The sequence below is a fragment of the Serratia sp. NPDC078593 genome (genome assembly GCF_050268245.1).
Lineage (GTDB): Bacteria > Pseudomonadota > Gammaproteobacteria > Enterobacterales > Enterobacteriaceae > JBNNGK01.
Map to the genome: position 1 here is coordinate 227,892 of NZ_JBNNGK010000001.1, position 21,341 is coordinate 249,232.

At 52.8% G+C, this 21,341-nt stretch carries 20 protein-coding genes, 3 tRNA genes and 1 pseudogene; 8 read left to right on the plus strand and 16 right to left on the minus strand.

Features of this window, described 5'->3' with window-relative positions; genetic code table 11:
• Positions 1-65: 65 nt before the first annotated feature.
• Positions 66-1,043, minus strand: coding sequence for a phosphoserine phosphatase (gene serB / locus ACQKDS_RS00960; protein ID WP_399664641.1), 978 nt, complete (start codon positions 1,041-1,043; stop codon positions 66-68).
• 102 nt (positions 1,044-1,145) lie between these two features.
• On the opposite strand from serB, the gene ACQKDS_RS00965 reads away from it, so the two are divergent.
• Positions 1,146-1,841 (plus strand): YtjB family periplasmic protein, encoded by a 696-nt coding sequence (locus ACQKDS_RS00965; protein ID WP_399664638.1) that lies wholly within the window; start codon positions 1,146-1,148, stop codon positions 1,839-1,841.
• Between the two features lie 863 nt (positions 1,842-2,704).
• Here the strand turns inward: ACQKDS_RS00965 and deoD are convergent.
• From deoD to ACQKDS_RS01030, 13 genes are all read right to left on the minus strand, one after another.
• On the minus strand, positions 2,705-3,436 hold the full coding sequence (deoD, locus tag ACQKDS_RS00970) for a purine-nucleoside phosphorylase (protein WP_399664635.1): 732 nt from the start codon (positions 3,434-3,436) through the stop codon (positions 2,705-2,707).
• Between the two features lie 113 nt (positions 3,437-3,549).
• Positions 3,550-4,773 (minus strand): phosphopentomutase, encoded by a 1,224-nt coding sequence (gene deoB / locus ACQKDS_RS00975; RefSeq protein ID WP_399664632.1) that lies wholly within the window; start codon positions 4,771-4,773, stop codon positions 3,550-3,552.
• A gap of 249 nt (positions 4,774-5,022) precedes the next feature.
• A complete protein-coding gene (gene deoA, locus ACQKDS_RS00980) occupies positions 5,023-6,345 on the minus strand; it encodes a thymidine phosphorylase (RefSeq protein WP_399664629.1) in 1,323 nt (440 codons plus the stop codon).
• Positions 6,346-6,415: 70 nt separating this feature from the next.
• Positions 6,416-7,195, minus strand: a complete 780-nt coding sequence (deoC, locus tag ACQKDS_RS00985; protein ID WP_399664626.1) for a deoxyribose-phosphate aldolase — start codon at positions 7,193-7,195, stop codon at positions 6,416-6,418.
• 407 nt (positions 7,196-7,602) lie between these two features.
• Positions 7,603-8,868, minus strand: a complete 1,266-nt coding sequence (locus ACQKDS_RS00990) for a NupC/NupG family nucleoside CNT transporter (protein WP_399665148.1) — start codon at positions 8,866-8,868, stop codon at positions 7,603-7,605.
• Between the two features lie 325 nt (positions 8,869-9,193).
• Positions 9,194-9,970, minus strand: coding sequence for a TatD family hydrolase (locus tag ACQKDS_RS00995; protein ID WP_399664623.1), 777 nt, complete (start codon positions 9,968-9,970; stop codon positions 9,194-9,196).
• 2 nt (positions 9,971-9,972) lie between these two features.
• Positions 9,973-11,085 (minus strand): patatin family protein, encoded by a 1,113-nt coding sequence (locus ACQKDS_RS01000; protein ID WP_399664620.1) that lies wholly within the window; start codon positions 11,083-11,085, stop codon positions 9,973-9,975.
• A gap of 10 nt (positions 11,086-11,095) precedes the next feature.
• Complete coding sequence (locus ACQKDS_RS01005) at positions 11,096-11,281, minus strand: CsbD family protein (protein ID WP_399664616.1); 186 nt, start codon at positions 11,279-11,281, stop codon at positions 11,096-11,098.
• Positions 11,282-11,338: 57 nt separating this feature from the next.
• Positions 11,339-11,500, minus strand: coding sequence for a DUF1328 domain-containing protein (locus tag ACQKDS_RS01010; RefSeq protein WP_142009676.1), 162 nt, complete (start codon positions 11,498-11,500; stop codon positions 11,339-11,341).
• A 119-nt stretch (positions 11,501-11,619) separates the two neighbouring features.
• Positions 11,620-12,234, minus strand: a complete 615-nt coding sequence (gene osmY / locus ACQKDS_RS01015) for a molecular chaperone OsmY (RefSeq protein ID WP_399664612.1) — start codon at positions 12,232-12,234, stop codon at positions 11,620-11,622.
• A 512-nt stretch (positions 12,235-12,746) separates the two neighbouring features.
• The gene (gene prfC / locus ACQKDS_RS01020; protein WP_399664609.1) at positions 12,747-14,336 is read right to left on the minus strand and encodes a peptide chain release factor 3; all 1,590 of its coding nucleotides are present in this window, start codon (positions 14,334-14,336) and stop codon (positions 12,747-12,749) included.
• A 172-nt stretch (positions 14,337-14,508) separates the two neighbouring features.
• Complete coding sequence (rimI, locus tag ACQKDS_RS01025) at positions 14,509-14,952, minus strand: ribosomal protein S18-alanine N-acetyltransferase (protein ID WP_399664607.1); 444 nt, start codon at positions 14,950-14,952, stop codon at positions 14,509-14,511.
• On the minus strand, positions 14,897-15,334 hold the full coding sequence (locus ACQKDS_RS01030) for a DNA polymerase III subunit psi (RefSeq protein WP_399664604.1): 438 nt from the start codon (positions 15,332-15,334) through the stop codon (positions 14,897-14,899). Before ACQKDS_RS01030 ends, rimI begins: the two co-directional genes overlap by 56 nt.
• Positions 15,335-15,611: 277 nt before the next feature.
• Here ACQKDS_RS01030 and rsmC point away from each other — a divergent pair, with 277 nt between their 5' ends.
• From rsmC to ACQKDS_RS01055, 5 genes and pseudogenes are all read left to right on the plus strand, one after another.
• Positions 15,612-16,658 carry a 16S rRNA (guanine(1207)-N(2))-methyltransferase RsmC gene (gene rsmC, locus ACQKDS_RS01035; RefSeq protein WP_399664601.1) on the plus strand — a complete coding sequence of 349 codons (1,047 nt, stop codon included), beginning with the start codon at positions 15,612-15,614 and terminating at the stop codon, positions 16,656-16,658.
• 524 nt (positions 16,659-17,182) lie between these two features.
• Positions 17,183-17,296: pseudogene (locus ACQKDS_RS01040) on the plus strand (LysR family transcriptional regulator); the annotation flags it as partial.
• A 124-nt stretch (positions 17,297-17,420) separates the two neighbouring features.
• Positions 17,421-17,507 (plus strand) — tRNA-Leu (locus tag ACQKDS_RS01045).
• A gap of 34 nt (positions 17,508-17,541) precedes the next feature.
• A tRNA-Leu gene (locus ACQKDS_RS01050) sits at positions 17,542-17,628 on the plus strand.
• Positions 17,629-17,670: 42 nt separating this feature from the next.
• Positions 17,671-17,757: transfer RNA gene (locus ACQKDS_RS01055), tRNA-Leu, on the plus strand.
• A gap of 84 nt (positions 17,758-17,841) precedes the next feature.
• On the opposite strand, the gene ACQKDS_RS01060 is transcribed toward ACQKDS_RS01055, so the two are convergent.
• On the minus strand, positions 17,842-18,126 hold the full coding sequence (locus tag ACQKDS_RS01060; RefSeq protein WP_399664598.1) for a DUF1435 domain-containing protein: 285 nt from the start codon (positions 18,124-18,126) through the stop codon (positions 17,842-17,844).
• A 251-nt stretch (positions 18,127-18,377) separates the two neighbouring features.
• Here ACQKDS_RS01060 and ACQKDS_RS01065 point away from each other — a divergent pair, with 251 nt between their 5' ends.
• Entirely contained in the window at positions 18,378-19,439 is a 1,062-nt protein-coding gene (locus ACQKDS_RS01065; protein WP_399664595.1) for a GGDEF domain-containing protein, read from the plus strand.
• A gap of 198 nt (positions 19,440-19,637) precedes the next feature.
• Positions 19,638-20,780: a D-alanyl-D-alanine-carboxypeptidase/endopeptidase AmpH gene (ampH, locus tag ACQKDS_RS01070; RefSeq protein ID WP_399664592.1), complete on the plus strand. Its 1,143-nt coding sequence runs from the start codon at positions 19,638-19,640 to the stop codon at positions 20,778-20,780.
• Between the two features lie 34 nt (positions 20,781-20,814).
• Here ampH and hpaC read toward each other — a convergent pair whose 3' ends face one another.
• Positions 20,815-21,330 (minus strand): 4-hydroxyphenylacetate 3-monooxygenase, reductase component, encoded by a 516-nt coding sequence (hpaC, locus tag ACQKDS_RS01075; protein WP_399664589.1) that lies wholly within the window; start codon positions 21,328-21,330, stop codon positions 20,815-20,817.
• Between the last annotated feature and the right edge of the window lie 11 nt (positions 21,331-21,341).

Below are 21,341 nucleotides of genomic sequence, written 5' to 3' on the forward strand. Positions count from 1 at the left end.
AGATAGGATGATATTGTGATGGGTCATCAACGCGTTCAGCACCAGTCTTGCCAAACGCGTCAACCTTATCGCACTTCGTGTTTCAAACTGCCACTGAGCACACATAATACGCCCATCAGATCGGCATGACGAATCGCCACCTGCGCTTTGTCGTACACTTTTGGCTTGGCGTGATAGGCAATACCCAACCCTGCAGCCTGCATCATTTTTACGTCATTGGCTCCGTCGCCGATGGCCACCGTTTGCTGTGGTGCCACACCCAGCTTCTCCGCCAGCTGCAGCAAGGTGTCAGCTTTGTACTGCGCGTCAACGATCGGGCCCAGCACTTCACCGGTCAGCTTGCCGTCACGGATCTCCAACTCGTTAGCCGCCACCGCCACCAGCTTCAATTTATCGCGTAAATATTCGGCGTAATACGTAAAGCCGCCCGATGCGATAGCGACGTGCCAGTCCAACGCTTGCAGCTTACGCACCAAGTTGGTCAACCCGGGCATCAGCGGCAGCGTTTCCAATACCTGCTTGAGGATATTGGCATCAGCCCCCTTCAGCGTACCAACCCGCTGACGCAGGCTGGCGGTGAAGTCCAACTCACCACGCATCGCCCGTTCGGTCACTTCCGACACCTGTTCGCCAACGCCCGCCAACTTGGCAATTTCATCAATGCATTCGATTTCTATCGCCGTGGAATCCATATCCATCACCAGCAGCCCCGGCGTGCGTAAATGTGGGATCTTGCCAAGCGGTGCGACATCCAGGCCATTGTCCGCCGCCAACATTTTAGCACGCGGTGTCATGCTGCCAGCCAGACGCACAACCTGATAATCCTCAACGCACCAAGCGGTGACAATCACCATCGCCACCCCCAACTTACGTTGGAACTGGGTAATGCGCTCTTTATCCAGTTTTCTGCCATATAATAGCCAACCGGTGTGGCCTGCCCGGTAATCCAGCGGCATCACTTCGTCACCGCTGAGGGAAAGAGGAAGACCCGGCCATTGAGAGATCTCGGCTGGCAGATCGCAATAGGTCAGACTATTCGACATTATTTACTCCTGAAGGGGCAGCGGTAGAAAAACGACGCATCAAGCTATCCTATCGTACTTGCTTCTGGCAACATAAACTGTCCCTGAGCTTAAGGAAGCCGCATGGCTAAAGTTAAACTAAAATTTCGCCTGCACCGCACGGCAATTATTCTGATTTGCCTGTCGCTGCTGGTTTTATTGATGCAGGGCGCCTCTTATTTTAGCCTGAACCATCAGTTGGCGCGCTCTGAACAGGTCGAGGAGCTGGCACAGACCCTGACGAAACAGGTCGCTTTCAGCCTGGTGCCGCTGCTTGATGACGATAGCGATATCGATACCCAACAGATCGATGCCATTCTCCAACGGTTAACCGATCACAGCCGCATTCTGGACGCTAGCGTTTACCAGTTAGACGGTACGCTGGTCGCCCATTCAGGTGAAAAAATCAGCGTGCGCGACCGGCTGGCGCTCGACGGTAAACGCGCTGGCAGCTATTTCAATCATCAATTGGTTGAAACGATTCTGAATAAAGATGGGCCGATCGGTTTTATCCGCATCACATTGGATACGCACGTGTTAGCCACCGAAGCCAAACAGGTAGACAACACCACTAATCTGCTTCGGCTGATGATCTTATTAGCGCTGGCAATTGGCATTATTCTGGCACGTACGCTCCTGCAAGGGCGCCGCAGCCGCTGGCAACAGTCGCCCTATTTGTTGACCGCAAATAGCCCATTGGCGGAAGGCAACAGTGTCGAAGATGACGACACGGAAGAAAAAACGCGTTTACCGGAAGAGAACGACGAAAAAAAACCGTAACCGCTAACGGGCGCGCCAAGACATCACCCACCGGCGCTATCCGCTTAACGCCACCTGCCGTCACTTCCAGCGTAGTGGCCGGGCATGCCCGGCCTTCATGCGGCAATATCCATCACCGCACCGGCACGGCGTGCCACGCCCCTACGATTTAACGCATGAGATAATTTGGCCGCTGGCGCATTGCGCTAAACGCCATCACCTCCTGCGTAGTGGCCGGGCATGCCCGGCCTGCATGCAGCAATATCCATCACCACACCGGCGCGGCATGCCACGCCCCTACGATTAACGCACGAGAAAACATTTGGCCGCTGGCGCGTTGCGCTAAACGCCATCACCTCCCACGTAGTGGCCGGGCATGCCCGGCCTTCATGCAGCAATATCCATCACCGCACCGGCGCGGCATGCCACGCCCCTACGATTTAACGCATGAGATAATTTGGCCGCTGGCGCTATCCGCCGTCACCTCCAGCGTAGTGGCCGGACATGCCCGGCCTTCATGCAGCAATATCCATCACCGCACCGGCGCGGCATGCCACGCCCCTACGATTTAACGCATGAGATAAAATTTGGCCGCTGGCGCTATCCACGAAACGCCACAACATCACCCGCCATCACCTCCCACGTAGTGGCCGGGCATGCCCGGCCTGCATGCGGCAATATCCGCCACCACACGGGTGCGGCATGCCACGCCCCTACGATTTAACGCATGAGATAAGCATGCCCAACCCGCATTAATAACCCCATGAATTACAGTCAAAAAAAAACGTCTGAGGGCTTCAGACTGCCCCCAGACGTTGAGATTGACCTGTTGTTAGCATCGCCGCATTCAGCCAACAACCTAGTGTGTTTAAGATGAAGGAATATTACGCTTTATCGCCCAGCAACACCGATTCCAGCGCGATCACGATCATTTCGTTAAAGGTCGTTTGACGCTCTTCCGCCGTCGTCGCTTCATGACGCAAAATGTGATCGGAAACGGTGCAAATGGTCAGCGCCTTACAGCCAAACTCTTCGTACAGCTCTGCCGCCACGCCGTAAATACCGGCCGCTTCCATTTCCACGCCGAGGATGCCGTACTTTTTCATTACCTGGAACATGTCAGCGTCTGGCGTGTAGAACAAATCAGCCGAGAAGATGTTACCAACGCGCGCCGGGATGCCCTGTGCCGCTGCGGCGTCAACCGCATTACGCACCATGTCGAAATCCGCGATCGCCGCATAGTCATGATCCTTGAAGCGCAGACGGTTAACTTTAGAGTCCGTGCACGCCCCCATACCGATCACTACATCACGCAGTTTGATATCATCACGCACCGCGCCACAAGAACCCACACGGATGATTTTTTTCACGCCGAACTCAGCGATCAACTCACGCGCGTAAATGGAGCAAGATGGAATACCCATACCGTGCCCCATTACCGAGATTTTACGGCCTTTATAAGTACCGGTGAAACCCAGCATGCCTCGCACGTTATTCACTTCAACCGCACCTTCCAGGAAGGTTTCAGCGATGTATTTAGCACGTAGCGGATCGCCCGGCATCAATACGACGTCAGCGAAATCACCCATCTCAGCGTTAATATGCGGCGTTGCCATAATTATTTTCCTTCAAATCATCGTAAATAAAAAACGTCAGGGCAGATAAGCCCTTGCGTCTCGCGTTGCAGCCCGGCGGTAAACCCGTAATGCTGCAACGTGAATACCGAGGCTTAGAACATCGGTTTGCCGTATTCCATCGGTGACACGCCAAAATAGTGGGCGATGGTCTGGCCGATGTCGGCGAAGGTTTCGCGGTGCCCCAGCGAACCGGCTTTAATTTTCGGGCCGTAGACCAACACCGGAATGTGTTCGCGCGTGTGATCGGTACCGCTCCAGGTTGGATCACAACCGTGATCCGCCGTGAAGATGATCATATCGTCATCTTTCACCTGTGCCAGCAACTCCGGCAGACGACGATCGAACAATTCTAGCGCAGCGGCATAGCCCGCGACGTCACGACGGTGGCCGTAAGACGAATCGAAGTCGACAAAGTTGGTGAACACGATGGTGTTATCACCGGCTTTTTCCATTTCGCTCACGGTCGCATCAAATAGCGCATCGATCCCGGTCGCTTTCACTTTTTTGGTGATGCCGACGTTAGCGTAAATATCGGCAATTTTACCGATCGATACGACTTCGCCACCCTTCTCATCCACCAGCTTTTTCAGCACGGTTGGTGCCGGTGGCTCGACGGCCAGATCGTGACGGTTGCCGGTGCGTTGGAAACTACCCGGTTTATCGCCCACGAAAGGTCGTGCGATAACGCGGCCAATATTGTACCCACCTTCGGTCAGTTCTTCACGGGCGATTTCACATAATTCGTACAGGCGGTCTAAGCCAAATGTTTCTTCATGGCAAGCAATCTGGAAGACTGAGTCGGCAGACGTGTAGAAAATCGGTTTACCGGTTTTCATGTGTTCTTCACCGAGCTGATCGAGGATCACCGTACCGGAAGAGTGGCAGTTACCGAGGTAGCCCGGCAGCTTGGCGCGCTCAACCAGTTTATCCAGCAGTTCCTGCGGGAAACTGTTGTGCTCATCGCTGAAATATCCCCAATCAAACAACACCGGTACGCCAGCAATTTCCCAGTGGCCTGACGGGGTATCTTTCCCAGAGGACAGCTCACTGGCATAGCCATAAGCACCGATGATTTCAGCATTTTCATCAAGCCCCTGCGGGAATGTACCGGTGGACTCCTGAGCCGCTTTACCCAAACCTAAACGGCTCAGGTTTGGCAACGTCAGTGGACCACTGCGCCCGGTGTTTGCTTCCCCGCGCGCGCAGGCTTCTGCAATGTGGCCGAGCGTGTCAGAACCCCGATCGCCAAAACGTTCAGCATCTTCACTCGCGCCAATGCCGAATGAGTCTAAGACCATAATAAATGTACGTTTCATATCAATCTCCCGCGTGTTCCCACGCTAATGCGCCTGCAATACTGCAACCACGTTACTGTTCTAGATTCGAAAGTAGCCAGGTGGCCAGAGCACAGCAAATCAGCCAAAGACCGATTTACATAACGTGTGCGTTGGTCCTCAGGGTGAACACTCAAAGAGGCTCATCATCCCCAGACACTAACACAAGTCAGCGTCTGGGGGGCGTGTGTATCACACACCACACGACGATTCAAAAAGCGAAAGAAATCGCTATTCAGTAATGCGCTGATACACCACCGGCGTCGCTTCCGGCGCGTTATCGCCCAACGACATCGCTTGACGAACTTCATCCGCCGCCAACTGCCAACTTTCCTCATCATTGGCGTGGATCACCGCTAGAGGCCGCTGGTTATCGACACGCTCACCCAGCCGCGCCATCTCAGTCAAACCAACGCTGTAATCGATGCTGTCGGTTGCCCGGCGACGTCCTCCCCCTAATGATACCACTGCCATGCCTAATGCACGGGTATCCATTGCGGTCACAATGCCCGAACGATCGGCATAAACCGGTTTGCTCAGGGTGGCGGCAGGTAAATAACTGTCATAACGTTCGATAAAATCGGTTGGCCCATGCTGTGCCGCGACCATACGACCAAAGATTTCAGCCGCTTTGCCGTTATCCAGCACCGCCTGCAGTTTGGCACGCGCATCAGCATCGTCTTTCGCCAAACCGCCTGACAACAGCATTTCCACACACAGTGCCATCGTCACTTCCAGCAGACGTGGGCTACGGTATTCACCCGTCAAGAAGCGCACTGCTTCACGCACTTCAACCGCATTACCAGCACTGGAGGCCAACACCTGATTCATATCGGTCAACAGCGCGGTCGTTTTACACCCGGCACCGTTGGCAACGCCAACAATCGCCTGCGCCAAACTTTCGGACTGTGCATACGTTGGCATAAATGCGCCAGAACCCACTTTCACATCCATCACCAACGCATCTAACCCTTCAGCCAGCTTCTTGCCTAGAATCGATGCGGTAATCAACGGAATAGAATCCACGGTCGCGGTAATATCACGCGTTGCGTAGAAACGTTTGTCCGCCGGTGCCAGCGAGCTGGTTTGCCCGATAATCGCTACGCCGACTTCTTTGATAATTTTACGGAATGCATTGTCATCTGGGAAAATATCAAAGCCTGGGATCGCTTCCAGTTTGTCCAGCGTACCGCCGGTATGGCCCAGACCGCGGCCGGAAATCATCGGAACATAACCGCCACAGGCTGCGACCATCGGGCCGAGCATCAGCGAGGTCACATCGCCCACACCACCGGTGGAGTGCTTATCTACGATGGGGCCATTCAACGACAAACTTTTCCAATCCAATACCGTACCGGAATCACGCATCGCCATGGTCAGAGCCACACGCTCAGGCAAAGTCATATCGTGAAAATAAATCGTCATTGCCAGCGCAGCGATTTGTCCTTCGGATACCACATTGTCGCGAACACCATTGATGAAGAAACGGATTTCCTCTTCGCTTAACGGCTGACCGTCACGTTTTTTACGAACTATTTCTTGAGCTAGGAACATACTATCCCCCCGCTTTGATGATATATGGGTAGTCAATACTGCCTGGGTTAAACCAAGGCAGTAACGGTTATCAGTAGCCGCTGCCGGAGGCTTGGCTGCTGTGCCCCAGCGTGTTCAGCAAACTGGCCAACAGGCTGGACGCACCAAAGCGGAAGTGGCGCGCATCGGCCCATCCTTCACCCATGATACGATCGGCCAATTGCAAATAATGCAATGCATCCTCTGCCGTACGAACGCCACCCGCAGGTTTGAACCCAACCTGCTGACCTACGCCCATATCACGAATAACGGACATCATCAGTTCCGCACTTTCCAACGTAGCGTTGACCGGCACTTTACCGGTTGAAGTTTTAATAAAATCGGCACCGGCGTTGATGGCGATTTCGGAAGCCTGACGGATAAGCGCAGCACTCTTCAGTTCACCGGTTTCAATAATCACCTTCAATAACACGTTAGCCTGCTCGCAGGCCTGCTTGCACTGTTTCACTAATTCAAAACCAATTTGGCTATCACCGGCCATCAGTGCGCGATACGGGAACACCACATCAACTTCATCTGCGCCATAGGCGATGGCCGCGCGCGTCTCCGCCAACGCGATGCTAATATCGGCATTGCCATGCGGAAAATTAGTCACCGTGGCAATGCGCACATCCGGCGTACCTTGCTCACGCAAGGTCTTACGTGCGATAGGGATGAAGCGTGGATAAATACAAATGGCGGCCGTCTTGCCTGCCGGAGTGTTGGCTTGATGACACAAGGCGATCACTTTCTCATCGGTGTCATCATCATTAAGCGTGGTTAAATCCATCAAACCCAGCGCACGTTGCGCTGCAGCGGTTAATTCGGTCATAAAACTCTCCAACTGAGTTACTGGCTGTTGGCGAGCGGACTTGGTTCCATGAAGATAGCGTGGGGCTATTTCCCCTCGTGGCAACTGAGATCCTTCTCACCGCATGTCATAACAGTTTGAACTCACGCCATCAGAGCACATTGAGTTCAAATCACATTATCCGAAACTTCATTGTAACAACGCAGAATTATATGTGAATATCGTCACAAAATAACGCGATATTGTTCACAGAATCACTAATGAGTTATGAGGTGAAACCAGCAAGCTGCCGCATACCTTATTGTACCATGCCAAATAAAAATATTATAAAACAAAGCACTAAACAGATAAAACCCCATTATTCAGGTAATCTAAATAACGGGGTTAAAATGTGAAAAAAACAACAAAATCACGATACGGCGTTTTACTTAAAGCGCCAAGAAGAACCCGGCAATGGTCGCGCTCATCAAGTTAGACAGCGTACCTGCAGCCACGGCTTTTAGGCCGAAACGGGCGATATCATGGCGACGATTTGGTGCCAGGCTGCCCAAACCACCGAGCAAAATTGCCACAGAAGACAGGTTCGCAAAGCCACACAACGCAAACGAAATAATCGCTTTGGTATGGGCAGACAGTACCTGCAAGCCTTCGGCCGCCACCACGTCATCCGGGCGCAGATAGGCACCGAAATTCATAAACGCAACGAATTCGTTAACAATGATCTTCTGGCCGATAAAGGAACCTGCGGTCATCGCTTCATTCCACGGCACCCCGATCATGAAAGCGATCGGTGAGAAGATCCAACCCAGCAGCAGTTCAAGTGATAATTGCGGATAGTTAAACCAACCGCCGATGCCGCCAAGCATGCCGTTCAACAAGGCGATAAGCGCAATGAAAGCCAGTAACATCGCCCCGACATTCAGCGCCAGTTGCATACCGGAAGCAGCCCCCGACGCCGCAGCGTCAATGACGTTTGCCGGGCGCTCTTCTGCCGCAATCAGCTTCATCGCGTCGTCCACCTCACGCGGCGTTTCCGTTTCCGGCACCATCAATTTAGCGAACAACAAACCGCCCGGCGCCGCCATAAACGAAGCAGCGATCAGATATTCCAGCGGCACCCCCATCTGGGCGTAACCTGCCAGCACCGAACCGGCAACCGAAGCCAACCCGCCGCACATCACAGCAAACAGTTCAGATTGGGTCATGGTCGCAATATACGGGCGCACAACCAAAGGTGCTTCTGTTTGCCCAACGAAGATATTCGCCGTTGCCGACAGAGACTCAGTGCGTGAAGTACCGAGCAGTTTTTGCAGGCCACCGCCCAGTACGCGAATGATCAACTGCATGATGCCTAAGTAATAAAGCACCGCTATCAGTGATGAGAAAAATACGATGACAGGCAATACGCGCAAGGCAAACACGAAACCGCCGCCGCCGAACACTTCAAACATTTTGTCGGAAACCAGACCGCCAAAAATGAATGAAATCCCTTCGTTACCGTAGGCAATAACATTGGCGACACCTTCAGACATGCCGCCAAGTATCTGGCGTCCGATAGGTACATACAGCACCAATGCACCAATCGCGACCTGAATGATGAAAGCCCCCAGCACTGTGCGTAGCTTAATCGCCCGCCGGTTACTGGAAAGCAGTACGGCGATTGCAATCAGCATCGCCATCCCGACCAGACTCATAATAAGTTGCATGATGAAAAGTATCCCTGTGTATATCCTTTATCTTTCACAATGCGGTGACGTTGGTTTTTTTGCCTTCCCGTGGCGTACTCAAGGTACGCACCGAGGTGGCGTTGCCACGTTCTCGCTTCATAAAATTTATTGGATAAGTAAAAAAGGCGTTCCACCCCTGCATTGCGGGAGGTCTGCTGATAGTAATGACGGAGCGCGATTATACTGAGCAACAATGCGCCAGACTCGATATATGTCACAAATATGTACAAGCGAAAGCAAACGAAAATCTTATAATGTGATCTAAGTCACAATTAACACGAAATGTGCGTGATTAAAGTCCAAATAATCGGTGGGTATTTTGCCGTAAATGCGCGGCGATTTCTTCCGGAGATTCCGAGCGAAGTTGGCACAACACCTCAAAAACCTCTGCTGCCCGTTCGGGTCGGTTTGGTTGGCCTTGATAGCCAGCCAAAGGCATATCCGGCGCATCGGTTTCCAATAACAGCGAGGTTAAAGGCAGCTGCGCCATCACACCACGCGTTTTCTGCGCCCGCGCATAACTGATAGTGCCACCCACACCGATGTAATATCCCAAGCGAATAAATGCCTGCGCCTGTGACAGGCTACCGGCAAAACCATGCACCACGCCACGGCGCGGCACATCGTTGCGGCGCAATGCGGCCGCCAGTTGATCGTGGCTACGGCGTGAATGCAAAATTACCGGCAGATCATGCTGCTTGGCCAGTTTAAGCTGTGCGCTGAGCAACGCTTGCTGGCGCGTGAACTGTGGATTCTCCATATACAAATCCAAACCAATCTCACCGACAGCCACCAGCTTGCCGGGTCTGCTAGCCAAAAAGTCGGCCAGTAACGCCAACTGCGCCTCATGATGCTGCGCAATGTATAACGGATGAAGCCCCAATGCGGCGTACAGCGGTGTGAAGTCTTTTGCCAGCCTCAGCACTCGGGCAAAACGATCGGCGGTCACTGTGGGCACAATGATGCGTTCAATTCCTGCTGCGGCGGCACGCTGCAGGCTTTCGGCCTCGCTCCCACTAAACGGCGGGAAATCAAAATGACAATGGGTGTCGGTTAAATAGGCTTCCATGTTCACTGACCACCGCGGTTTGTCTGCTCACTCGGCAGAATTAACGATGAGAGCGGCTCTGGCTGAGTGACCTCTAGGCTGCTGGTAGAATGAGCCACATCAGTAACAATCGGCGAAGGCATCGGCACAATGTCTGGCTGTATCAAACGCCGAGACAACGACTTCTTCACGTTCATCCCATCGGTTTGCTCTTGTTCCATTAACCAATGCCCCACCGTCGCTAAAAAGTAGCGCCCACAGCGGCGTCCTAGATGATAATCAAGATTCAGCGCACCGATTTTGCTGCCTAATGCATTACTGGTTAACGGTTTCGGTGGGAAAATCTCAAAAATACGCAGGTCGCCTGGCGGATTCTCAATAAACTGCTGAGTGCGGTGATAGCTCTGCTCATGGCGCTGCATCATCCGTACCATCTGTTGCAGGCTACTTTCACTTAGCCACTGCTCCATACGCTTTATCCACTGCGGCGTATAGTACATTTGCGACGGTACGGTACGAATGACCACAATGGTCTCTGCACCTCGTCGATAAGCCTCTTCGACGGGGATAGCATCGCTGATGCCGCCATCCTGATAACTGATACCGTCGAGTTCCACCCCCATGCGATAAAAACCGGGGATGGCGCTAGACGCCTTGATCGACGCAAGCCAGCTTTCACGCCGGGCGGGCAGATAGGTCGGCTCAAAATTATCGCTGCGGCAGGCGCACATCAGCAGTTCTCGGCCGCCAAGAAATTGCTTATCGGCCACATCCATCGCTAATGGCAACTGCTGTGAGGTAATGTCGACCAACCAGTCAAGATCGATCAGATGCCCGCCACGCACAAAGCGCAGCGGGTTAAAGAAATTGGGGGTGGTGGTGTAGCGTGTGATGACGCGACGCGCGTAGCCCATCTGACCACAAATATAGGCAGACAGGTTCTGCGCACCGGCAGACGTGCCGATCATCAAATCAAACGGATTAAAGCCGGCACGCTGAAACTCGTCCAGCACACCTGCGGTGAAAATGCCGCGCTGCCCGCCCCCTTCACATACCAGCGCCATTTTACCGGGCTGGTACGGTTTATACGCCAGCGGCTCGATATTGCCGAGCGTGATAGGTATTCGGTATCCCAACCCTGTATCCTTAGTGTGGTGTTTTTTTCGAGGATACCTCTTCTCGCCCTTTTCCGTAATCTTCTTGCAGTATGCCTGAAAGACAGTCATTGCTTCCCGTCAACCACGCACAATCGCTGCCAGTTAACTCTGCCAAAGCCTGCCAGACCTGGCCGCGGAGCTGTTTCCAGCGCCCGAGAATAATATCGCTGTTCATGGCATGTCTCTCTACTGCAAGAAAAAGGCTGATGATTTGTTACAGTTTTAACGCCCGCTAAGGACGTCTGCGGCCGGTAAACAGGCTCACCAGGAACAAAATAATCCCCACGACGAAGACAACTTTAGCGGCCCAAGCCGCGGTACCCGCCAAGGTTCCGAACCCCAATGCCGCGGCAATGAGCGCTATCACTAAAAAAATAATACCCCAACGAAACATACGCATCTCCTCACCGTACGGGCGCAACGTGCTGCGCCCGTCATGACCCAAAGAATCAATGGGTTCAGCAAGCTGAACCCCTACTTATTGCGCTTAGTATTCTGGTTATTACCTTAACGTTACGGCTTAACGACCAAATCGTTTTTGACGCTTTTCACGCCGTCGATCGCCTTGGCAATGCTTTCTGCACGATCAGACTGCGCTTGTGATTTCACTTCACCGGAAAGCTGTACTACGCCGTCAGTAGTTTCAACACTGACATGCCGCGAAGGCACGATGTCATCTGCCAACAGTTTCGCTTTCAGCTCGCTAGTGGTTGCCGTATCACCCGCATACGATTTAACAGACTGCGTCGCTTCATCTTTTACGTGCAGTTTATCGCTAACAGATTTTACGCCTTCAACTTTACCGGCGACGGCTACGGCCTGTTCGGCCTGTGCTTGAGTACTAACGAAACCACTCAGCGTCACGACGCCTTTTGCCGTTTTCACCGAAATATCGGTGCTTTTGATCGCGTCATTGTTGACCAGCGCACTTTTAACTTTAGCCGTTGTAGCGCTGTCATCCATGTAGTTGTCGACTTTTTTCATGGAGCTATCGATTTTGGCGCCAGTGCTATTAGCCATATCGGATGCTTTATTGAGCAACGTATCTTCAGCCAGAGCACTACCACTAACCAGAACGGAACCCAAAACGACAGCCATCAGCGAATGTGCAAACTTGGTGTTTTTCATCGATCTCTTCCTTTTATTGTGAATCCAAATGGATTGGGATTCTTTCGCCACCCTATCGGCGGCTGAGTCATGAATACTTCACGATTTCTACTCGATCAGACGTTCACGTTAAATATATTGCAACGCGTGTACCAACTTTAAAAATCAAATAAAAATCAAATAATTAACAATAATCCATCGAGAAACACGCGCTAATTTGTCACCTACAGGCGACAAATTTGTGACATTAGAATGACAATATCGCTAAGCCATTGATTTAAAACAGATCAAACCGTCTCTGATTGGCGACACAACCGAATAAGCATCTAACATTCTGGCGATTACCAGTTATTTTCGCTACTAATAGCGGGAATGCGCCCTGTTAAATATAGACCATTGGCGAAGATTTGCTGATAAAGATGGAAAAGGTCAGATGATTTATAATGCAGAAAGTGATGAGGAAGGTTAATCGATTGGCAATTGATGTGGAGTGAATCATCGCCTGACCCCTGCAAGGGGCCAGGCTAATGGGATTAATGCTCGCGCGTTTTACGGAACTTCACGTCTGGGTAACGTTCTTGCGTCAGGTTAAGGTTAACCATGGTTGGAGCGATATAAGACAGGTTATCTCCCCCGTCCAACGCCAGATTTTGTTCGTTCTTGCGTTTGAACTCTTCGAACTTCTTCACATCGCCGCATTCAACCCAGCGGGCGGTAGAAACGTTGACCGATTCATACAGCGCTTCAACGTTGTATTCTGCTTTCAGACGCGCGACCACCACGTCAAACTGCAACACCCCCACCGCGCCGACGATCAAATCGTTATTAGCGATAGGACGGAACACCTGCACCGCACCTTCTTCCGACAATTGCACCAGACCTTTCAGCAACTGTTTCTGCTTGAGAGGATCACGCAGACGGATGCGGCGGAACAATTCTGGCGCGAAGTTCGGAATACCGGTGAACTTCATATTTTCACCTTGAGTAAAGGTATCACCAATCTGAATCGTACCGTGGTTGTGCAGCCCAATGATGTCGCCCGGATAAGCCTCTTCGACGTGCGAACGATCGCCCGCCATAAAGGTCAACGCATCCGAAATGACCACATCTTTACCGGTACGCACTTGGCGCAGTTTCATACCCTTCTCATAGCGACCAGAAACCACACGCATGAACGCCACGCGGTCACGGTGTTTCGGATCCATATTCGCCTGAATCTTGAAGACAAAACCGGTGAATTTCTCTTCCGCTGCCACCACTTCACGCGCGTCTGTTTTACGCGGCATTGGCGCTGGCGCCCAGGCAACCAAGCCGTCGAGCATATGGTCAACGCCGAAGTTACCCAACGCCGTACCAAAGAATACCGGGGTCAATTCACCGGCCAAAAATGCGTCCTGCTCAAACTCGTGCGATGCGCCCTGCACTAACTCCAGCTCTTCACGCAGTTGCGCGGCCAGTTCTTCGCCTACGGCAACATCCAGATCTGGGTTATTGAGGCCTTTAATCGTCCGAACGTCCTGAATGGTGTGCCCTTTACCGCTCTGATAAAGATAAGTCTCATCTTTGTACAGATGATAAACCCCTTTAAACAGCTTACCGCAGCCAATCGGCCACGTAATCGGCGAACAGGCAATTTTCAGCTCTCGCTCGACTTCGTCCATCACTTCCATCGGGTCGCGAATGTCACGGTCCAGTTTGTTCATAAAGGTCAGAATGGGGGTATCACGTAAGCGCGTCACTTCCATCAGTTTACGGGTACGATCTTCAACGCCTTTTGCCGCGTCAATTACCATCAGGCAGCAGTCCACCGCCGTCAGCGTACGATAGGTATCTTCAGAAAAGTCCTCGTGCCCTGGGGTATCCAGCAGATTCACCAGGCTATCGCGATATGGGAATTGCATCACTGAGGTGGTGATCGAAATACCACGCTGTTTTTCCATCTCCATCCAGTCGGATTTGGCGTGCTGGCTCGAGCCACGGCCTTTTACCGTCCCGGCGGTCTGGATAGCCTGTCCGAACAGTAAAACCTTCTCAGTAATGGTGGTTTTACCGGCATCGGGGTGCGAGATGATGGCGAACGTTCTTCTTTTCGAGACTTCGCGGGCGAATTCACTAGGAGACATGTTTTCACACTTCTACGGTTAGTCCGCCCTGCATCATCAGAACGCGCCAATCTTGGCGCCAGGCAAAGCGGTAATAAAAAGATAATAGCCGGTTATTTTCGCTGATTTAGCCATCGGTGACAATCAATGGTTTCCCGGCGGAGAAGATAAGAGCGGCGGCGGATGCGCGTGGCTAACCTAATGGCAATGCCATCACGATCGCATCTTCGCGGCCGCTGACGCTGGGGTAATAGTTGCGGCGCACCGTGACCTCGTTGAATCCGAGTTGGTCGTATAGCGCGATAGCCGCATGGTTTGAGGCGCGAACCTCCAGCCACAGCGTCACCACGCCACGTGTTTCCAGTTCCGCAATCAGCGCATTCATCAACGCGCGGCCACAGCCCCGGCGCTGCCACTGTGGGCCAATCGCGATATTAAACAGCGTGGCTTCATCAAGCACGATCTGAGTAATGGCAAACCCCGCCAGTTGCCCTTCCTCTTCCAGTTTCAGGTTGAGGTAACGCTCCCCCTGATTGCTGGCGAGCGTCGCTTCGGTCCAGGGAAAAGCGTGGCTGGCCTGTTCAATCTGGTAAGCGGTGGCCAGATCGGCCGCCGTCAGGATAGAAATGTTGTTCATGATGACAAATCTGCTGCCAGAGTGCGCGTTTAGCACGCGCATCAAAAGAAAGCTCGGCCAACGCCGGGCTAGATAGCTGAGCACCGGCTACCGCGAGCGGCTCCGTAATACCCAGCCGCCAACTGTTGCACTCAACGTCATCAGGCAGCATCGCGACCTGATCCGGCGTCAGATAATAGGTCTGCGCCGGGGTTAACCCTAGGCTGCGTAACACGTCACAAAATAGCGAGTTGCCCGGCTCCGGCTGCGTTGCCGCCACCACCAGCAGACGCACGTCTGTCGGCAGGCTGACCGCCACCTCGCCTTGCAACACGCCCGGGCGGCGCAATGTCCACTGCGTAATACCCAGTTGTTGTAACAGCCAGTCGCGTTGAGATGCCATGCCGATTCCTGTAAAGAGCTACCGTGACTACGCGCCATGCGCAGCGCAATATCGTGACTATTTCGCATCACGCCAAGGCGACGCATGCCCGTAGAGCTGACTCACCTCCGTGAGTTGGGCAACTGCGTCTCCCCGACAAAGCGACAATGTGAAATATGACCGGGCTATGCTAACAAACCCACGCAGTCAGCGCACCTGCGGCTTGAAAGATGACGGGTATAAATTATCACCGCAACGCTCTATAATCCCCGGCTTAATCTTGAGGAGCCAAAACCTGATGTCTGCATTAACCCCCGCCAGCGAAGTGATGCTGCGCCACAGTGATGAATTTATCGAACGCCGCGTGCTGTTCGCCGGTGATCTGCAAGATACGCTGCCAGCCCAATTCGAGGCCACGGACGTACGGGTGCATACCCAGCAATATCATCATTGGCAGTTATTAAACCGCGCGATGGGCGACAACGTGCAGTTCGGCCTAACGGTTGATGCCGACTTCGTTGCCGAATGCGACACATTGGTTTACTACTGGCCAAAGAGCAAGCAAGAAGCGCAGTTCCAGCTCACCAACCTGCTGGCATTGCTGCCGGTTGGCGCAGAGATATTCGTCGTCGGTGAAAACCGTAGCGGCGTCCGCAGCGCGGAACAAACGGTTGATGGCTACGTGACCTTAGCGAAAATTGACAGTGCACGCCGCTGTGGCCTATATCACGGCCGCATTGATGCCCAAACCACATTCAACCTTGCCGACTGGTGGGAGAGTTACGCACTGCACGATCTGGAAGTGAAAACCCTGCCGGGCGTATTCAGCCGCGACGGTCTGGACGTGGGCAGTTCTCTGCTGTTGTCAACGCTCGAGAAACACATGAAGGGCAAGGTACTGGATATCGGCTGCGGTGCTGGCGTGATGGCCAGTGTAATGGCCCAATTGTCGCCGAAAGTGAAGCTGACACTGAGTGACGTTAACGCCGCAGCGGTGGAGTCCAGCCGCGCAACGCTGGCCGCCAACGGCATCGAAGGCGAGGTGATCGTCAGTAACGTTTATTCTGACATCACCGGTCGATTTGACATGATCATCTCAAACCCGCCGTTCCATGACGGGCTGGCAACCAGCCTGACAGCAGCGGAAACCCTGATTCGCGGTGCTGTCAAGCACCTGCCCATTGGCGGCAAACTGCGTATCGTCGCGAACGCCTTCCTGCCGTATCCCGACATTCTGGATGCCACCTTCGGCAGCCATGAAGTGCTGGCGCAAAATGGTCGTTTCAAGGTGTATCAAGCCACCGTTGGCCGCCCACCACGCGATCCAAAAAAGAAAAAGAAGTAACCCATTCCATCCAATACGCATTACCGTAATGGCCGGGTATACCCGGCCTATCTCAAGGCTAAACTCCCTCCGGTACGTATTACCGTAGTGGCCGGGCATGCCCGGCCTCCATGCCGCGCGTAGCAACCAACCCACACAGGCGCGGCATGCCACGCCACTACGGGTAACGGCCTGCCTCACAGCCAAATTTCATCCGGTACGCATTACCGTAGTGGCCGGGCATGCCCGGCCTGCATGCCGCGCGTAGCAACCAACCCACACAGGCGCGGTATGCCACGCCACTACGGTAACGGCCTGTATCGCAACCAAACTCCCTCCGGTACGCATTACCGTCGTGGCCGGGCATGCCCGGCCTCCATGCCCTCTCAGCAACCAACCCCATCAGGCACGGCATGCCACGCCACTACGGGTAACGGCCTGCCCCACAGCCAAATTTCATCCGATACGCATTACCGTAGTGGCCGGGCACGCGCGGCCTGCATTCCATCCGCAGCAATCAACCCCATCAGGCGCGGCATGCCACGCCCCTACCGATGCCGATTTACCTTATGTCTCCGCCCAGTCGTTTTCTCGCCCCGCGCGTTCGAATATTGATTGACTGGCTAATTGAAATGTTCGATGACTATAAAAAGCAATGATATGGTTCCGGATGATGCTTTTTCCAGCAAAGTTCCGGAAACCCCTAAATAACAGTTGACGTACTCAGCAAAATCTCTAGAATTCGCCCCCGTGGTGACATTACAACAGTAATGTTTCTGGTATGCGAAGGTGGCGGAATTGGTAGACGCGCTAGCTTCAGGTGTTAGTGTCCTTACGGACGTGAGGGTTCAAGTCCCTCTCTTCGCACCAAATAACCACATGATTTATATTGCACAGCATCTGTGCGAAGGTGGCGGAATTGGTAGACGCGCTAGCTTCAGGTGTTAGTGTTCTTACGGACGTGAGGGTTCAAGTCCCTCTCTTCGCACCACGCTGGTGATATAAATCGAATCAATGTAGCAACATCGACTGTGCGAAGGTGGCGGAATTGGTAGACGCGCTAGCTTCAGGTGTTAGTGTCCTTACGGACGTGAGGGTTCAAGTCCCTCTCTTCGCACCAATTGATGTCCCCTTATGAGTAATTCCATCTTATCACCTTACTTTTGACATCTTGCCAACACGTTTAAACGTGGCTTTGCCGTATTCAGTCAACGTTCAAATGCAGGCTGACCGCTGCCAAACCACCTGCCAGTGCAAGGCAGGAAGGTAACAATAGATAATGCCGCCAACGACTGTTAAACAACATTACCAGTGTTGCCAGCATGGCAATAATGATCATACTGCGCAGTTGCATCATGTCCAGGTTGATCAAAGCCAGCAATGGCATTAAGGCGCACGGCAACAACACACCCCAAGCGCTGGCCAACCGGTGGCCTAAACACCAACTCACTCCCCACAATCCGCACGCGGTAATCATGGCGGCAATCATGACAACACCCTCAAGTGATAATGATAACCAATATCATATAGTAATTTACCTATCCCTGCATCATTTTCACCGTCAACCGCATTCTCGCATGACAAAACGGCGAAAGAATGGTAGTTTTCTATCAGAAAATTCTCATATATATCGCAATGAAATAATTACAACCTATAACTATTAATATAGGTCGGATTTTAAACTGCACTCGCACAGAATTTTCTATATCTTTTATGTCAGCGAAAAAGAGTAAATTCTGTATGAATGCGCGTTCTTATCAGGAACTGCTGAACAGCAAACATCGATTGTCAGTATTCCTTTTTTTGCTGATGAATGCGGCATCGTCTTTATTCACTTTATTAGTTCCTTTCAAAAACACCCCGGCGGTTACGCTACCATTGCTCGGTATCCCATTGTTTTGCATGGTAACTATGCTCTTTACACTCCGCTATCCGCGTCATTATGTTCGCAATCTTAATATTTATGCGGGCGTAATTGGCTTGTTATGGGCGGCACATATTTATTTGAAAAGTCGTTATTGCCTACCCGACCAACAAAATTTTTTATTAATTAGCTTGTTCAGTATATTTTTTATCAGCGCCATTTCGCTCACTGATAATTTCATTGCGTTTTGTCTGCACGCTGTTCCTTCAGCTATCACCATTTTATTACTCGATGGCATGCATAATACCGTGCGTATTATTTTTACTACCGCGCTACCAATCATTGCGTTTTCGATTCATCATTTAATGCTCAAGCGCAGCGAAGCCTTTACCCAAGCGCTGGTCGCCAACCTGTATGACGAACGCGACAAGCTCAACAATCTCAGCATGCTGGACCCGCTCACCGGGCTATATAACCGTCGTGGGCTGGAAAACAAACTCAGCATGTTGCAGCCCCCAACCGCTGGCTGCCATTTCGTCCTGTTGCTCGATATCGATTGCTTCAAAGCCTACAATGATAACTATGGTCACACCATGGGCGATCAGACGTTAGCGCGCGTCGCCACAGCGATACGGGATGCAGTACGTTCGCGCGATGTCGTGGTGCGCTACGGCGGGGAGGAATTTCTGGTGCTCCTGACTAATGTCAGTGAAGACTATGCCACTCACTTAGCAGAGCATGTGCGTCAGCAGGTGCTTGAACTGCAAATTCCGCATTGTTTCAATCAATTATCTACCACCACCGTGACGCTCAGTGCCGGTATCTCACCGTTGGACAATCTCGATCTAAAATCAGCGATTCGTGCCGCCGATGCCGCGCTGTATCAGGCCAAAAATAACGGTCGTAATACTGTTCAATTGGCGGAGCACAGGTCGTAAAACCGCGCCCTATGCAGAAATTTGCGCCTTTTATGCGCCTATTCATACCTTGCCAATACCGCCATTTTACTGATGCATCTAGCCGACAAAAATTTACACTGGCAGGCGGTTTTTCCACATGCGGCGGAAACGCGAGCACATTACACTACGTTTAAATTTCCGCGCCCTTTGGCTGCATTGTTAAATGGATGAAGACCAGTGAAAAACCTATTCTCCGCCTCCTTAATTGCACTGAGTCTGTGCGTCACGTCAGGGATTGCGCAGGCCGCTGGCCCACAACTGACCTCACATATCGTCGACCAATACGCCGAGCATATTTTTTATAACAGCGGTGCCACCGGCATGGCACTGGTGGTCATCGACGGCGACCAAGTGGTCAATCGCAGTTTTGGCGACACCAAACCGGGTAACAATCTGCGTCCACGGCCAGACTCGCTGATCCGTATCGCCTCCATTACCAAACTGATGACCAGCGAAGTGATGGTCAAAATGGCGGAGGAAGGCCGAGTAAAACTCACCGATCCGCTGAAAAAATACGCGCCACGCGGGGCTCAGGTGCCAAGCTACAATGCGCGTCAACCGATTACGTTGTTAAACCTGGCTACGCACACCAGCAGCTTACCCCGCGAACAACCGGGGCAAAAACCGCCGAAAACGCCGGTGTTCACCTGGCCAACTCAGGCGCAGCGCTGGCAGTGGCTTGAACAGGCTAAAGTCACCGTGCCACCGGGCGTACATGCGTCCTATTCCAACCTGGCTTACGATCTGCTGGCCGATGCGCTATCACGCGCAGCAGGCAAGTCATACAACGCCCTGCTGCGGGAAAAGATCACCAGGCCACTGGGCATGGTCGACACGACACTGACGCCAAGCGCCGAACAGTGTTCACGCCTGATGGTGGCCGCTACAGGATCAAGCGCATGTCGCAATACCACGGCGGCGGCGGGTAGCGGCGGTATTTACTCAACCCCGCGCGATATTCAACGCTGGATGCAACAGTTCTTGTCGTCAAAAGCGAGCGGGCCTCGGAAAGCCACCGCCGCCAAAGAACAAACCATGTACTTCCAGCGCCGCGATTTGGTGTCGTTAAAAGGTATGGACGTGCCGGGTGATGCGGATGCCTTGGGATTGGGTTGGGTCTACATGGCACCGAAGGACGGCCTGCCCGGCATGATTCAGAAGACCGGCGGCGGTGGCGGGTTTATCACTTATATGGCGATGTCGCCGCAGAACAACGTGGGTGTATTCGTGGTCGTCACGCGTTCCGAGTTGACCCGCTTCACCAACATGAGCGATCCGGTCAATCGGCTAGTCGGTGATTTAGTCGCCAACAAAGGTTAATCATCAGGGCGCAGCAGCCTGCGCCCGTTTTATCTTACGCCAACGAGGCCATGGGGTGCATCACCGGATGAAAGTTGCGTTTGAAGTAAATCAAGCCGTGGCCTTGTTCACTGAGGATGATTTGCTTGATCTCAACCAGATAAACCTGATGCGTACCAATACTCTGAACCTGCACAATCTCCCCCTCCAGACTGGCGAGGGTATCACACAGGACGGGCTGGCCGAGTGGGCCTTGCTGCCAGCTTTCCAGACGAAACCGTGCCTCCATGCTGACATCGGTCATCCCTGCGAAGTGGCGCGCCATCTGCTCCTGTTGATGATTGAGCACATTGACGCACAGCGTGCCATTCTCTTGAAACACCGGGTTCATCGCGCTATTACGATTGATACACACCATCAAGGTCGGCGGGCTATCGGTCACCGAACACACCGCCGTTGCGGTAATACCGCAGCGCCCGGCGGGGCCATCGGTCGTCACGATGTTGACCGCCGCAGACAGACTGGCCATCGCGTCACGAAAACGCAGTCGATGTTCATTTTCCTGAGACATACACCACCCCA